We start from the raw sequence: 14,655 nt of genomic DNA, 5'->3' as shown, positions 1-14,655 counted from the left end.
CTGTCTCCCCGGTATATTGCCTCGTGGAGACACAAAGCACATTTATACTCTGTACAGAAGTGGAGACACGATGACTACTCGCACCGGGACTCAATTGAGCGTGGGACTGACTGGGTACGATTATTATGTCCCGGATAATGTGGTGACTGGCGAGGAGATTGCTGAACAGAGCGATCTCCCTGTGGATGTCGTTACCGAAAAGATGGGCCTCGTCGAGAAGCACGTCTGTCCACCGAACGAGGACCACGCCACAGAAATGTGTACGAAAGCGGCCCGTGGAGCACTCGACGATGCGGGCCTTGCTCCGGCAGATATTGACCTCGTGCTCTATCATGGGAGCGAGTTCAAGGAGTATGTCGTCTGGTCGGCGGCGGCAAGCATCGCCGAGCAGTTGGGCGCAGATAACGCATACGCGACAGAAAGTTACACGCTGTGTGCTGGCGCACCAATCGCACTTCGGCAGGTTCGCGCTCAACTCCTCACAGGAGATATCGAAAATGCACTGCTAGTCACAGCCAGCCGCGAGGAAGACCTCATCAATTACAACAATCAGGACTCGTCGTTCATGTTCAACTTCGGAAGCGGTGCTGCTAGCGCAGTTCTCGAACGGGACCCTGACGACAGCCGGACACGGGCGTTCGTCCGTGAAAGCGACGCCAAAACTGACGGCTGATTTTCCGAAGATGTACTCATGCCTGCCGGCGGGTCAGTTGCGCCACCAAGCGACGAAACTGTCGATGCCGGGAAGCATACACTAAACGTTCCCAATCCCGCTGATATGAAAGAGCGACTTGGCGAAGTAAGTCTTGAAAACTACGTCTCGGTGGCAGAGTCTGCTGTCGGTCAATCTGGATACGAGGTAGACGATATCGACTTCGTTGCTGTAACCCACATGAAACGCTCGTTCCACGAGATACTGCTCGATAAACTCGGCGTTGACCCAGACGAGAGCGGATATTATCTGGACGAATTTGGCCATATACAGAGTGTCGACCAGTACGTCGCCCTCGAAAAGGCAAGACAAGCAGGTCGTGTCGAGGCTGGCGACACTGTCCTCTTTCTCGCAGCCGGCACCGGATACACGTGGTCTGCAACGGTCCTCGACTGGCTTGGATGAACACGACTCCCGCAGAACTTGTGTTGTAGCTGTACATTTTTACCCGTCGGGCAGCTACCGGTGGTAATGACCCGACCGCGGCTCGCTATCCTGAATGCGTCTTACGACGCGTACAACACCAGACGAAACTTCAGGCGAGAACTCGATGCAGAACTCGTCGAATACAACGTAACCGACGGCGATATCCCAACACAGTTCGACGTCGATGGGTTCGTTGTCACCGGCTCACGCGCCTCCGTCTACTGGGATGAACAGTGGATTGCAGAGCTTGAGCCGTGGGTATCCAAGGCTATCGAGCGTGGTATCCCGGCGCTTGGTGTCTGCTTTGGCCACCAGTTCCTCGCACATGTTCTTGGTGGCGAGGTCGAAGACATGGGTGAGTACGAGCTCGGGTACACGACCGTACAGCAAACAGCCGACTCGGAGCTTCTTGCGGGGCTTCCATCAGAGTTTGTGATTTTCGAGACACACTCGGATAGAGTTCGTTCACTGCCCGATAATGCAACAAAGACACTCGAAAACGAGTACGGGATTCAGGGATTCGAGACAGATACTGTGTATTCTGTCCAGTTCCATCCGGAGTACGATATACAAACCGCGCGCGAGGTGACAAAAGGGAAAGACACTCTCTCGGACGAACGAATTAGCGCCGTTCTTGACGGTATCGACGAGGAAACATACCGAGACGCAGCCGAGGCAAAGCAGCTGTTCGAGAACTTCACTGACGCAGTGCGGGCAGCCCAGCCACTCGGTGCAAGCCAGCCAGTGGAGTAAGAAAGACACGAGGGATAACCGTTAAACGCGAACCATCCCACCATTTACCTAATGCATGGGCGGAGGTTAGCGACGACCGACCGGCTCATCGTTCTCGCCAGTCCTGACAGCGATGCGGGACTCTCTCGTATACGAGAGTGGGCCGACGACCACGATATCGATGTCGAAGTTGTCGATATTGGTGACGACATCGGGGATGTGTCCCAGCCAGATATTCCAACACTCGGTATTACACTGGGGGGCGACGGCACTTTCCTCGAAGGTATCAAGCAGTTTACCCCCAATGGCATCCCGCAACTAGGGGTTAACGCTGGAACTCTTTCTTTTCTCGCGCGAGTTGAGCAAGACGATATCGAAGACGCACTTGATGAGGTAATTCGGGGTCGAGCAACTGTTGACAGCCGACAGAAACTTAAAGTCGAATCCAGCGGCCTCGATACAACGGGTATCAACGAGGTAACCGTCGAACACGTCCCGCCAGAGAATCCGTTTGACCGAAAGGTTACACGGCTCGAAGTATTCGCTGACGACGAATACGTCGGACAGTACGAGGGAAACGGTGTTGCAGTGTCGACACCCACTGGCTCAACTGGCCTCTCGCTGTCTGCTGGTGGGCCAATCCACATGCCCGGCGATAATCACTCGTTACAGATTGTGCCGTTACACACCCACCGTATAGGGACACGACCGCTTGTCATGGCAGCCAACACAGACATCAAGATTATCACACGGGGGCAGGCGAGCCTCCTCGTCGATGGGGGGCGAGCACATAAAATCCTCAGTGAGGAAAGCGTAGTGAGGATAACGGGTGCAGACGAGAGTGCACACGTTGTGCGAACAAGCTACGATGACCAGTTTATGACGGCGATAACGGAGAAACTCGGCTGGGGGCTCCGTGGAGCCGACAACGGTCCCCAAGACCTGCTTGAGACAGATATCCCGCCCAGAGAGCCGACATTCCTCGAACACGCGAGAGATATTGCTATCGAGGCCGCAAAAAGCGTCGGGGAGCCACTACGGGAGCTACACGGCCGCGTCGAAGATATAACATACAAAAGCGACAAATCAGATATCGTCACTGAGGCCGACCATCAGGCAAACCGTATTATCACGACAGTCATCGAAAATGAGTTCCCAGACCACAGTATCTTTTCAGAAGAAAGCGAGTTCGTCAAGGGAGAGAGCGCCTACAAGTGGGTTATCGACCCCGTCGACGGGACCGGCAACTTCGCTCACGGGAACCCCCAGTACTCAGTCTCGATTGCCTTGCTTGAGGCGGGACAGCCCGTACTTGGCGTCGTATATGTGCCAGAAACTGACGAGGTTTTTCACGCTATTGAGGGCGGCGATGCGTATAAAGGCGAGACACAGATTGTGACAACCGAGCGTGAGTTACTCGAAGAGAGTATGTTACTCTCGGGGTATGACCCGGACGGTGGCTTCCTTACTCATTTTTACAACCAGACTCAGGGAGTTCGCTCGCTTGGCTCGGCTGCTTTGAACCTCTGTTATCTGGCTAACGGCAGTGCAGATGCGGTCTGGGAGTACGATACGTATCCGTGGGATGTCGCTGCTGGTGTGGTTATCGCCCGAGCAGCCGGGGCAACTGTTAGTAATCGATTCAACGAGGAGTACACTGTCGAGTTTGATAGCGACGAGCGGAAGTCACTGCTTGGTTCAAATGGGTTCGTTCATCCTTCGCTATACGACCATCTTGAATCAAGTAATCTTGTGTAGGCTGAAAAGAACCGAATCGCTTAGCACCAACGAATAAATATGACTCGGATTCCAACCTATCCGATGGATTTAACCACTTGACTCTCCCACATTCTCGTAATGGCTTTTGAGGAGTTACTCGAAGATCCGGTGATACAGAAGTACCTCCACGAACTGGTCGGGCCGAAGGGGATGCCCGTCGCTGCTGCACCACCGGACGGCGAAGTGACAGATGAAGAACTCGCCGAAGAATTGGGTCTGGAGTTGAATGATGTTCGCCGAGCGCTTTTCATTCTCTATGAGAACGATCTGGCAAGCTATCGACGACTACGCGACGAGGATTCGGGGTGGCTGACGTACCTCTGGACGTTTGAGTACGGCAAAATCCCCGAAAAGCTAGAAATGGAAATGCAGCGTTTGCTGGCTGCACTTGAAGCGCGTTACGAGTATGAAGGAGAAAACGAGTTTTATCTGTGTGAACAGTGCGGTATCCGGTTCGAGTTCGACGAAGCGATGGAGTTTGGATTCGAGTGTCCGGAATGTGGCGACTCGGTCGATGCGATGGAGAACACGCGGCTGGTCGAATCAATGGAAACCCGAATTGACGAGCTACGTGACGAACTAAACGTCGAATCAGCGGAAGTTGAAGTCTGATGGCTGAGACAGTAGAGGATATTAGAGTATGGTAGTTCTTGCGACAAAGTGTTACGTCGACGGTGATGCACAGAAGCGGTCACTTGACTCCCTAGAGTCGATGGTACGGGACGATGTTGGTGAACTCGATGTCGAGACGGATGTCGGGGTCCGCGACGACGGCTTTCCGACAGTCACGCTTGAGGGGCCAGACGAGACAGCCGCTCGAAATCTCCTGCGCGAGCGGTGGGGCGAAATCACGCCTCATTTCGAACCCGATGAGACATATGTCGGGACGCTTCTCTCCTGGGACGATGACGGGCTTGTCCTCGATGCCGGTACCGAAATCAGGGTTTCAGCCGACGAATTGGACCTTGGTCCCGGAAGCCCAGAACAGCTTCGTACACGGTTCGGGCTCGTCCAGCACATTCCACTTACCTTCGTATACGGCGACACGCCACAACTGGCGAGTGAGACACAGGACCAACTGTACGAATGGACGCGCGGAACGGGTCGCGTCAACGTCAACAGCGCGACTCGCGCAGAAGTGCGGGCAACCGTCAACAGAGCCGGCCACGCACAGGATATTGTCACGGTCGAACGGCTCGGGTTGCTCGAACAGAGCATCGTCTGTCGAGAGAACACGGACCCGCCGGGTTTACTTGCCAGCATCGGCGAGTATGTTCCCGCCGAACTGCTCTGTGTTGTCCCATGAATCGTCGTGTCCTCGCTCTTCTCGCGCTGGCGGCGCTCGTCTTCCTCTCAGGCTGTACTCTCTTTGGGAACGACTTAGACGAGGACGACCTTCTCGGTGACAAAACCTATGACTGGGAGTCAAACGCGACAGCCACGTACAATCTAACATATTCTTCTGATTCGTATGCGACGGTTCTGGACCTCGGAAACCGGACGGAACTCTCACTATCAGAGTCTGACCTCATCAGAGGCGAAGAATCCGTTGGTATCGGGAATCTTAAATTCCAGTTCAAGAATGGGACTATCGTCAACGCAACCTACTCGAATCTGACTGCATCACGAGGGTCAGATAAAACCAAAATAACAGTTCCTGCCACAAACGGAACTGTTGCCTGGACGTCCCAACGGAGCGGAAAACAGTGGACAGCGTCAGTACTGGCCAACGGTTCTCACAAGGTACATCTACCAGGCTCAGCCCGCGTCGGCATTCCGTTTCTGTCACAGACTGGGCCAGACCCCGACCGCTCGACAGTCAAGGATGACCGGGTGACACTCTTTTGGTCACAACTCGACGACGGAAGTATCTCGGTCAGATACTATCTTGTGCGAGATCTCTATCTTTTCGGCGGAATGGCTGGTCTCGGAATGATACTACTTCTCGGTATCTCACTCTACTATTTCCGTGAGATTCGTTCAGCACGCAAAAAGCGTGAGGAAGTCGGATTAGACGTTGAACAGGAAGACGACGCTGACTGAGACGGGCCGCCATCGAGAATGTTGGAAGTCGACTCCAACGCCATCTTCGGACGGTCCCGCGCTACAACTAGATTTTATTCGACGTCGAGAACTTCTATCTCGAATGTGAGCGTCTCGCCAGCGAGTTCGTGATTGAAGTCTACGACAACCTCATCAGGCGTAATCTCCTTGACTTCACCAGGGAGTCCGTCTTCTGTTTCGACGTTGAATCCTTCTGCGAGTTCACGGTCACCAATCATCTCCTCAAAGTCGCCGCGGTCGTAGTCAGCAATCCGTTCGTCTGTGTATTCACCGTATGCTTTCTCTGGGGGAATCGTGAGCGTCTTTTCGTCGCCAACAGTCATCCCGATTAGTTCTTCAGAGAGTCCCTCAATGATACGACCGCTACCAAGCTTGACTTCGAGGGGTTTGAAATCCCGTTCTGGATTCTCTTGGTCAAGACCGACTTCACGCGCAAGGTCTTCATCCGAGGTATCAAAGACTGTTCCATCATCAAGTCGACCGGTATACGAAATTGTGACTGAGTCTTCGTCTGTAATTGCCATACTGTCAGGTCGGCTTCGAGGCCCCTTAGAGTGTTGGTCCGTATATCTGTCCCAACGGCAAGGCATCACCCTCAAGTCACTGCCTCCGGAACACCACATACGACGATGACAACTTCGGAGATACGGGAACTCGACCCGCAGACGGTAGAGCGAATTGCCGCAGGCGAAGTGGTCGAGCGCCCGGCGTCGGTCGTCAAGGAACTCGTTGAAAACAGTATCGATGCCGGTGCCTCGCGCGTGACCGTGTCAATTGACCGCGACGGGACAGACGGTATTCGCGTGACCGATGACGGTACTGGGATGTCTCGGGACGAACTCAAGCATGCGGTCGAAAAACACACCACCAGCAAGATTCGAAATATTGACGACTTGGAATCTGGCGTCGCAACGCTTGGATTCCGTGGCGAAGCCCTCCACGCAATCGGTGCAGTCTCGCGGTTGACTATCACCAGTAAGCCACGAGGCGGCCAAGGGACCGCGATAACCGTCGAAGGCGGTTCTGTGACAGATATTTCACCGGCCGGGTGCCCGCCGGGCACCACAGTCGACGTTTCGGATCTTTTTTATAATGTTCCGGCTCGCCGGAAGTATCTCAAACAAGAGACCACAGAGTTCGCTCACGTCAACACGGTGACCACGAGCTACGGGCTCGCCAATCCAGACGTTGCTGTCACGCTTGAACATGATGGCCGTGAAACCTTCGCGACAACAGGAACCGGCAACCTTCGCGAAACGGTGCTGGCAGTGTACGGCCGGGAAGTAGCCGAAGCAATGTGTGACGTGCCCGAAGACGATGTGCCGGAAGGCCCGCTCGATACTGTCTCCGGGTTGGTGAGTCACCCAGAGACAAACCGGTCGTCTCGTGAGTATCTCTCAACGTTTGTCAACGGGCGGTACGTTACTGCCGGTGCAGTTCGAGAGGCAGTCCTCGACGCATACGACACACAACTTGCACCGGACCGCTATCCATTTGCAGTACTCTTTCTCGAAGTCGACCCTGGGACAGTCGATGTTAACGTCCATCCCCGAAAGCTTGAGGTACGGTTTGCCGATGAGTCGACGGTACAAGACCAAGTCGAGACAGCCGTCGAAGCTGCCCTGCTCGAAGAAGGTCTGGTTCGCAGCAGTGCGCCACGAGGCCAATCAGCACCGGAGCAAACAGAGATTCGTCCTGGGGGCGAGGAGGGACAGCCAAGCGAGGACAAGCAATCGACCACGTCAACGACGACGGGGTCCGAGCGGGCCGAAACAGAGAGTAACAGAGTAGATACTTCTTCTGGGCCAGCAACATCGACCGAAGACACAGGGTCAGCAAACGTCTCGAACTCCACAGACGAAGATTATTCGACTAATAGCACCCAGTCTGATGAACGCTTTACAGAGCAAACGAGCGACGAGTCTGACACGACACAACGGAAGTTCAGCTCGTCTGGAACTCAACAGCGACTCGCTGACACCGAAGAAAAGCGGCGTTTCGAACAGCTCCCTCGGATGCAGATACTCGGACAGCTAGACGAGACATATATCGTTGCGGAGACTAGCGATGGGCTTGTATTGGTTGACCAACACGCCGCCGACGAACGCATTAACTACGAGCGGCTACAAAATTCCTTTACCGGTAAAACGACGACACAGGCGCTTGCTGAGCCTGTACGACTTGAGCTGACTGCACAAGAGCAGTCTTTGTTCGAAGCACACTCGGATGCATTGTCGCGACTTGGCTTCCAAGCCAGTCTCGTTGATGAAAAGACAGTCGAGGTTCGAACGGTCCCGACACTCGTCGCTGAGAGTGCAGGGCCAGCGTTAATTCGTGATGTGCTGTCGGAATTCATCAGCAGTGAGACGGATGCAGCTGAAACTGTTGAGGCCGCTGTCGACGAACTCCTTGCTGACCTGGCGTGTTATCCATCAATTACCGGGAACACTTCTCTGATGGATGGCTCTGTTGTCTCTCTTCTCTCGACGCTTGATTCCTGTGATAACCCATACGCCTGCCCCCATGGGCGGCCCGTCATTGTCGAGTTTGACACGGACGAAATCGAGGCACGGTTCGAACGGGACTACCCAGGACACAGCTAGCTCGCGCTATTTACCACTCGATGCGGAACACTTCGACGTCGATGAGTTTTGATTTCTCGGTGTGGAATTCAAACACAGGCGGCAAGTCGAACTTTGCCTCGAACGCGTGGGTCACGCTGCCATCGCGGTCGCCAGCAAACGACTCGACAAAGGAAAGACTGCCCTGGTTGTGAATCGAGTACGAAACATCGGCAATCTCTGCAGCGACGTTCAGAAACGGGCGGTCCGCGTGTTCGTTACTGTCCTGTGCGCCAAACGGCGGATTCATTACGACTGTCACGTTGTCAGCAGGAGGACAAAACGGTGTGTCAGTGACATCAGCACGAACCCATCCAGTCGGCGTATCTAGCTCAAACTGTCGCTCGTTTTCTTTTGCCGTTTCAAGCACTGTCCCGTCTATGTCGGCACCAATCACTGCCTCGGGGCCACAAAAAGCACTTGCCAGTGCCAACATACCAGTCCCACAGCCAATATCGACAACAATCTGTCCGGAAATATCACCCTGCAAAGCAGCGGTCTGTACGACCGTCGCCGCAATCTCGGGTGGTGTTCTGTACTGCTCAAGCTCCGGGCTGGGCTGTTCAAACCCAGTTACTCGACCCAGCTGTTTGGCGAGTTCGCGTTTACTAGCCATTCCCCGGCCTACCAGGTCCCGTGGAAGGTGTCGAATTCAAGCTCGTCAAGCGGTTTTTCGCCGATAGCAATCTCGTACTCGCCGGGAGTAAGCATTGGCGCGTGGAACTGCGGTCCGTCGTCGGTGGTGATACGCGGACAGCCAGTATTTACGTAGGCATCCATGCCGAAGTTCAGGAGTCTGTCCGGCGTAATTTCGTCCATCGTCAACATGTATGCGTTTTCGTTGTTATCGACGATTTCCTGTGCTTTCTCCCAGCGACCCTGTCCAATCTTGGTACAGAAGATAACGCCCCACCGTTCAGCGTCCATCGCTTTGTGAACTGAAGCGTACCGTTCTTTCAAGAACTGCTCAGCATCTGCAACCGTAACAGCATTGTTGACCGGGTCAGCGATAACGACGTGTTTCTCACGATGTTCCATTGCCAGACCCAGCGGATGGAACTTGCCGCCTCCGACATAGAGAACTTGGTCAGCGTCGATATCGGCTGAAGCGTAGTTACAGCCAAGTACCTGTCCCTCATGGGTTAGTCGCTCATCGCCCCGTGCCGTGTGGACAGTGTACCCTTCATCTTCGAGATAGTCACACATCTCTTCGAACTTGTTCATGTGCTGTGCAGTGGTGACCAGCCCAACGTCAGGGTCCTCCTCAGGCTTACTTAGTTGCTCGTCGATTGCCTGGTCCATAATGGGGAAGACGTCGACATTCGAAAACAGCGGCACATAGATGATTTTGTCCGAGTCTTTCATCGGTGAGTGACCGAAGTGAACGAACACGTCCGTCCGTTTCATCATATACGTATCTAGGTCACAGGCCCCGTAACACGGCTGTCCCGAAATCATGACCGAAACGTCATCTGGGAGCGTTTTCCGGAGGTCATCAGCCACACCAGGGCCTCGTCGCTTCAGCCCTTCCGGAAACTGTAATCCAACGGTCTTTGCCTCTCTTTCCTGTACCTCTTCAACAATCCGGTCGAGTTCATAATCCCACTCCCTGTCGTGCTTGAGCGACATTCCCGTATTTCGTAGGTCTCCTTCAGGCTGCTCTTCGCGTTGCTGGCTCATTACGCAGGATTATTTCTGTGGCGTTAAAACGGCGACGCTTTCTCACTCAGCGGATGTAGTCCTCCTCAGGAGTTCTCAGAGTGGTTTTATCTCACCGGCACCACGGAGATATGCGGACAATACAGCCAAACGAACGCAGACACGACAGCTAGAGAACAGTGAAATCAAACAGACTCGATGGAACTGTTGACGGGTCACTCAGAGAGTTACTTATCTGCGAGACATGTGTTGGACGGGGAGTTTACTCTTCGCGTTCAGTGCGGTACGTAGCGAATGATAGCTCGGTGTTTCTGTGAACTGCGATGAGTTCTGAGTGGTCACGCTCAAACCTTACGCCACCGAGCTCGACACTTTCGTTATGGGGCGGAATTCGTTTTTTTCGGACCGTCTCGTTACCGTCAACGAGTGCAATTTGATAGAACTCCTGGGACGGCGTGATACGAAAACGACTCCCGTTGATTATTGGCGCTGCCTGGGCAGGCGGGGAGTCAAAGAGAAGTCGTTGTTCTTCCATTTCCTGCCAGTGTTTTCCGTAGACCTTGTAGGTTGTATTGCCACCAGCAACCTGCCACTGTGTATGGTTCAACACAACAACTTCTCTCCATGTACTGTCGCCGACGACAACGACGGAGTAACCATCGAAGGCTAGCCCATCTGCAGATTCTTCCAGTGACCAGATATTACGTTTGTCGCTTGTCACGATAACACCACTTGTTTTGACAGTGAGTAAGTCATTCACAACTGGCAAGTCAAGCGATGTATACTGGTCTTCGACGTTTTCTGCGTATGTCACAGTGTAGCCGTTGACTTCGATTCCGTTCTCAACTTCATCACCCGGAGTGACGTTGACGACGTTGTAGGAAATACCAGCGATTGCGACCGTTACAACAATGACCACCAGTGCTGTCACCCCGATCGCTCTCAGGGAGATAGATATCCGTCCCGGCCAGAGTGGACGGTCACTTGGACTCCCAGCTATTGCGATGAGTGAAGCAAGAACGATAACCGATGCAGCCCCAACTCCGCGAAAAAGCAGGAACTCAGTCTCACTCAGGAACCAAAATATTGTCCACATCGACCGACTCACTGCGAATACGAGCGCAACGAACCAGACGTAACGGAGCTTCAGCGATTGGTTTCGGTATCTGTACAGAAACACAGCAAGCAACACGCCAACAACTAACCCAAACAGATGACCTTGCAGGGCAGTATCCGACCACCACGGTGTCACAAATTGAGACTCGGCTTTGCTGAGGCTAATTGGAGATGTGAATCCGCCATAGAGCAAATCAAGTACTTCAGACGCCAGTATCCCACCAGCCATGAGCAGTGGCCGTGCGACAATTCCGAACCCCGCATAGGCAAAGACAACACCAGAGAACCCAATGATTGCGCCGGGGACTGAGATTGCGCCAGCCAGACCAACAACCGTAGTACCAAAAATGAACAGCAGAATTCGGACGAATGGATTCTCCCGCCATGAGGCGAACGACTGGCTCCCAGTTGCTGTGGGGTAGTGACTCCACGCGTACTCAGCGATAGAGCCAAACAGCACAGTTGCGAGCAGATTGTTCGTGAGGTGTGACTCACTTGCGTGGGACGCCCACGAGAAAAGCAGGCTTTGTGGGTACCATAGCGACCACGAGCGAAACGCAATAACGTTCGTGCCACCGGGATTGTCTGGACCCTGTATTCCGTGATAGAACAGGTACAGACTCACAGCAACAAGGACGGTCCCCCACGGAATCCCCAGCACTAGGCGCTTACGAGCCAACGCAAACGGGGACTTGTGTTCGTCAAACCGAGACACAAGGAGTAACGAGCCAGCCACTGCTACCATCAGCAACAGGACACTTACCGGTTCTAACACAGCTGGGTAAGTACTGGCAGCAAATACATCAGGCATCGATATAAAAAACGAGGGCCGGAACAATCTTAAATCATTAGTCGTACCCTCGAGACAGTATTCAGTTAGGCAATCAGCAAACTGCTGAATAATGTCAATAATATACTATGACTGTGCGCTGGAAGGTGTGTCAAGAGCCCCCTCTGTCGAAATACCTCATAGAATATCTAATCTGAACACGAAGTGCCCTATTTTCTTGACAACCAGAATTAATTGCGCGATTTAGGCTTGCCAAAACCGGAATTGTTTTGTGTATTTAGGTAGCCCTAAAAATATGGGAGACGATTCCTGCCAACAGGAAGCACCAACGCGTCGAAAGTATCTGAGATACGGCGGAGCAGTCGTCGGAACCGGGTTGATTGCAGGGTGTATCGGGCAATCTGATTCTGAATCGACACCGGAGCCAACGGGCACGGAGTCTTCAAGTGGGACAGAAACCGAGGCCGAACCAACGCCGGAGTCCACAAGCACGCCCACAGAAGAGACGTCCTACACAGCAACGATGCCACCGGTTGGTGAACTCACGCTCGATGAGCCACCGTCCTCGTGGGTGGGAAGTTACGGGTTCACCGCGGATGTGCTGACTGCACTCGGTCAGGCCGACAGTGCTGTCGGTATGGCTAATCCTCAATTCTGGTATCAGGGATTCTACGACTTCCTTGACGGCGTGACGGCACCTGCCAAAGAGGAGTTGACCAAGTTCACGACAGCAGATCGTAATATCGACCTTGAGGTGTTGTACGACCTTGACCCAGATTTGATTGCCGTCGACCCGAATCCGATCATCTCGATTTTCGGTCTCGATAAGCAAAAAGCAAAGGAGATTCGAGAGAACGTCGCACCCTGGTTTGGGAACGGGAGTCGTCGAAAACGCTTTGGCGGGTGGACACAGTGGCCGGACGGCGAACCGTATCCATACTTGTCGCTACCCGAGTACATCCCGAAGTACGCCGCCCTATTTGGCGAAGAGAAACGTGGCCAAGCGTTGCTTGATCTTTATGAACCGTTTATCGAAGATATTCGATCGCGTGTGCCACCAGAGAGCGAGCGTCGGTCCATGGCGTTGGTGAATGGGCGATACAACCCTGAGAACCGTGACGGATGGGTTGTCTACAACCCGAAATCAGAGATCGAAAAGACGTGGGGAAAAAAACAGTATCGCGACTTGAACGTGGTCGACGCTTTCGAAGGGGCATACAGCGGCCAGTCCTCTATTAAGGTGGATTTCGAGGGGATGTTGGAGTACAACCCGGACGTTATCATCTTTAACTTTGGTATTACATATCGTGACTTCCAAGGGACGAATTTAATTCAAAAGCAACAGGAACTTCTTCAGAACCATCCCGTCGGGAAAGAGGTGACCGCAGTCAAAAACGACGAACTCTACGTGGGGGGCACTCCGTATCAGGGACCAATTATCAACATGTTCCAGACAGAGATGGCGGCCAAACAGCTCTATCCGGACGAGTTCGGGTCGTATCCCGGCTATGGGGAAATTTCAGAGAGCGAACAGTTGTTCGATCGGCAACGTCTTTCAGATATCATCAACGGGACTTTCTGAGGTATTTCGGTTCCAAATGCCGTCATTGTCGTCGGTTATCTCGTCGAACACCCAACAGTCGTGTACTGACCGCCACTAGATAGATACACTCGACATGACTGGCGAACGTTTTGTCGACTCTCATCCGGACGACCATTTCTTGGAGTGTTTCGACGGCTAGTGGCTTACATCTGACGTGAATGTCCGATTCACCTTTTTGCTTACAGCCTACGTTAGAATTTACTCAGCTATATGTCTCTTCGATATGGGCCAACATTGTTTCAGTATCGGTGAAATAGTCTCTGTCGGCTGCTGGGTCAAGCATGACCGGGACGGTCCTCTGACCAGTGATTTCTTCCACAATGTCTCTATCATCGGTATCTTCGGGTGCCCATATCTCGTCATAATCGACACTATTGTTTTCTAACGCAACTCTTACTCTTGTCGAATAGACACAATCTTCGCGGTCATAGAGTAGTGGTCTTTCAATTTCGTCTACATCGGTCACTAGTTTATCAATGTTATCAGAACGAATCTCGAATGAGTCGAGTGTTCTCATACAACATTGTTTGGGAAGATTTTACCTAAAGCTTGGGGGAGGTATAGCGTAGTGACCGTAAAGCCGGTTCCAGCAGAAGAGAGTTCAATTATGGACTTGAGAAGCAGTCGTCTTACTGTTCAAGTTTCGAGACGTATGTCCGCACCGTCTGCCGGGTCTTCGGCTCGCCTAGCTCCAGTACTTTCTGTACAACTCATCCGTATAATCTTCTCACTTGAGGCGATGATGTCATAGACGACCTGCTGGTGTTCTATGCGTTTGTCCGTGGTTTGCTGCTGTATTTTTGTCTTCGCTTCTGGAATCGCTTTCCAAATCACCTCAGCCGTGATTTTCCCCGACGTTCCAAGATCGTTTGCGAAAACGGAACGAATTTCGACGATCCCATGCACATGAGCGAAGGCATTCGCAGGTACACCAGAGATCATTACTTCGGAAGATAGGTTATAATGCATAGGTCGAACGCACCGATAATTTGATTTTGACGGATCTCCAGACCGAGTAGACACACTGGTTAACGGAAACTATGTCACATATAATATCTGAAACTGGATACCTCTCAGCGACTCAAAACTCGACATATCTCCGTGTGAGTCGGGCGTCCGCATGATATTGGCGTTCTGCCGCCCGATAATTTTC

At 52.9% G+C, this 14,655-nt stretch carries 13 protein-coding genes and 1 pseudogene; 8 read left to right on the top strand and 6 right to left on the bottom strand.

Annotation, left to right across the window (positions count from 1 at the left end; translation table 11 throughout):
* The first annotated feature begins 94 nt into the window (after positions 1-94).
* The 6 genes and pseudogenes from N5098_RS17560 (at position 95) to N5098_RS07145 (ending at position 5,692) form a co-directional block, all read left to right on the top strand.
* A pseudogene (locus tag N5098_RS17560) lies at positions 95-1,117 on the top strand (3-oxoacyl-ACP synthase).
* A gap of 66 nt (positions 1,118-1,183) precedes the next feature.
* Positions 1,184-1,891 (top strand): type 1 glutamine amidotransferase, encoded by a 708-nt coding sequence (locus tag N5098_RS07165; RefSeq protein ID WP_267637070.1) that lies wholly within the window; start codon positions 1,184-1,186, stop codon positions 1,889-1,891.
* Positions 1,892-1,942: 51 nt separating this feature from the next.
* Positions 1,943-3,628: an NAD(+)/NADH kinase gene (locus tag N5098_RS07160; RefSeq protein ID WP_267637069.1), complete on the top strand. Its 1,686-nt coding sequence runs from the start codon at positions 1,943-1,945 to the stop codon at positions 3,626-3,628.
* 99 nt (positions 3,629-3,727) lie between these two features.
* The gene (gene tfe, locus N5098_RS07155; protein WP_267637068.1) at positions 3,728-4,261 is read left to right on the top strand and encodes a transcription factor E; all 534 of its coding nucleotides are present in this window, start codon (positions 3,728-3,730) and stop codon (positions 4,259-4,261) included.
* 28 nt (positions 4,262-4,289) lie between these two features.
* Positions 4,290-4,955 carry a DUF2110 family protein gene (locus tag N5098_RS07150; RefSeq protein WP_267637067.1) on the top strand — a complete coding sequence of 222 codons (666 nt, stop codon included), beginning with the start codon at positions 4,290-4,292 and terminating at the stop codon, positions 4,953-4,955.
* Positions 4,952-5,692, top strand: a complete 741-nt coding sequence (locus tag N5098_RS07145) for a DUF5803 family protein (RefSeq protein WP_267637066.1) — start codon at positions 4,952-4,954, stop codon at positions 5,690-5,692. The genes N5098_RS07150 and N5098_RS07145 overlap by 4 nt, the downstream gene beginning before the upstream one ends.
* A 74-nt stretch (positions 5,693-5,766) precedes the next feature.
* Here the strand turns inward: N5098_RS07145 and N5098_RS07140 are convergent, their stop codons facing one another.
* A complete protein-coding gene (locus N5098_RS07140) occupies positions 5,767-6,237 on the bottom strand; it encodes an FKBP-type peptidyl-prolyl cis-trans isomerase (RefSeq protein ID WP_267637065.1) in 471 nt (156 codons plus the stop codon).
* A gap of 105 nt (positions 6,238-6,342) precedes the next feature.
* Here N5098_RS07140 and mutL point away from each other — a divergent pair, with 105 nt between their 5' ends.
* A complete protein-coding gene (gene mutL / locus N5098_RS07135) occupies positions 6,343-8,316 on the top strand; it encodes a DNA mismatch repair endonuclease MutL (protein WP_267637064.1) in 1,974 nt (657 codons plus the stop codon).
* A gap of 10 nt (positions 8,317-8,326) precedes the next feature.
* Here mutL and N5098_RS07130 read toward each other — a convergent pair whose 3' ends face one another.
* The 3 genes from N5098_RS07130 to N5098_RS07120 all read right to left on the bottom strand — a co-directional run bounded on the left by N5098_RS07130 (position 8,327) and on the right by N5098_RS07120 (position 11,920).
* Complete coding sequence (locus N5098_RS07130; RefSeq protein ID WP_267637063.1) at positions 8,327-8,950, bottom strand: METTL5 family protein; 624 nt, start codon at positions 8,948-8,950, stop codon at positions 8,327-8,329.
* Between the two features lie 8 nt (positions 8,951-8,958).
* On the bottom strand, positions 8,959-10,014 hold the full coding sequence (gene dph2, locus N5098_RS07125; RefSeq protein ID WP_267637062.1) for a diphthamide biosynthesis enzyme Dph2: 1,056 nt from the start codon (positions 10,012-10,014) through the stop codon (positions 8,959-8,961).
* Positions 10,015-10,255: 241 nt separating this feature from the next.
* Positions 10,256-11,920, bottom strand: a complete 1,665-nt coding sequence (locus N5098_RS07120; protein ID WP_267637061.1) for a rhomboid family intramembrane serine protease — start codon at positions 11,918-11,920, stop codon at positions 10,256-10,258.
* Positions 11,921-12,194: 274 nt separating this feature from the next.
* Between N5098_RS07120 and N5098_RS07115 the strand changes: the two genes are divergently transcribed.
* Positions 12,195-13,481: an ABC transporter substrate-binding protein gene (locus tag N5098_RS07115; RefSeq protein WP_267637060.1), complete on the top strand. Its 1,287-nt coding sequence runs from the start codon at positions 12,195-12,197 to the stop codon at positions 13,479-13,481.
* Positions 13,482-13,704: 223 nt separating this feature from the next.
* On the opposite strand, the gene N5098_RS07110 is transcribed toward N5098_RS07115, so the two are convergent.
* Both N5098_RS07110 and N5098_RS07105 read right to left on the bottom strand, forming a co-directional pair.
* A complete protein-coding gene (locus N5098_RS07110) occupies positions 13,705-14,019 on the bottom strand; it encodes a glutaredoxin family protein (RefSeq protein WP_267637059.1) in 315 nt (104 codons plus the stop codon).
* A 119-nt stretch (positions 14,020-14,138) separates the two neighbouring features.
* Positions 14,139-14,444, bottom strand: coding sequence for a hypothetical protein (locus N5098_RS07105; protein ID WP_267637058.1), 306 nt, complete (start codon positions 14,442-14,444; stop codon positions 14,139-14,141).
* Positions 14,445-14,655 lie beyond the last annotated feature (211 nt).

The sequence above is a fragment of the Halovenus rubra genome (assembly GCF_026586665.1).
Lineage (GTDB): Archaea > Halobacteriota > Halobacteria > Halobacteriales > Haloarculaceae > Halovenus > Halovenus rubra.
Note: the sequence above shows the minus strand (reverse complement) of the source record. Positions and strands in the feature narration are given on the sequence as shown.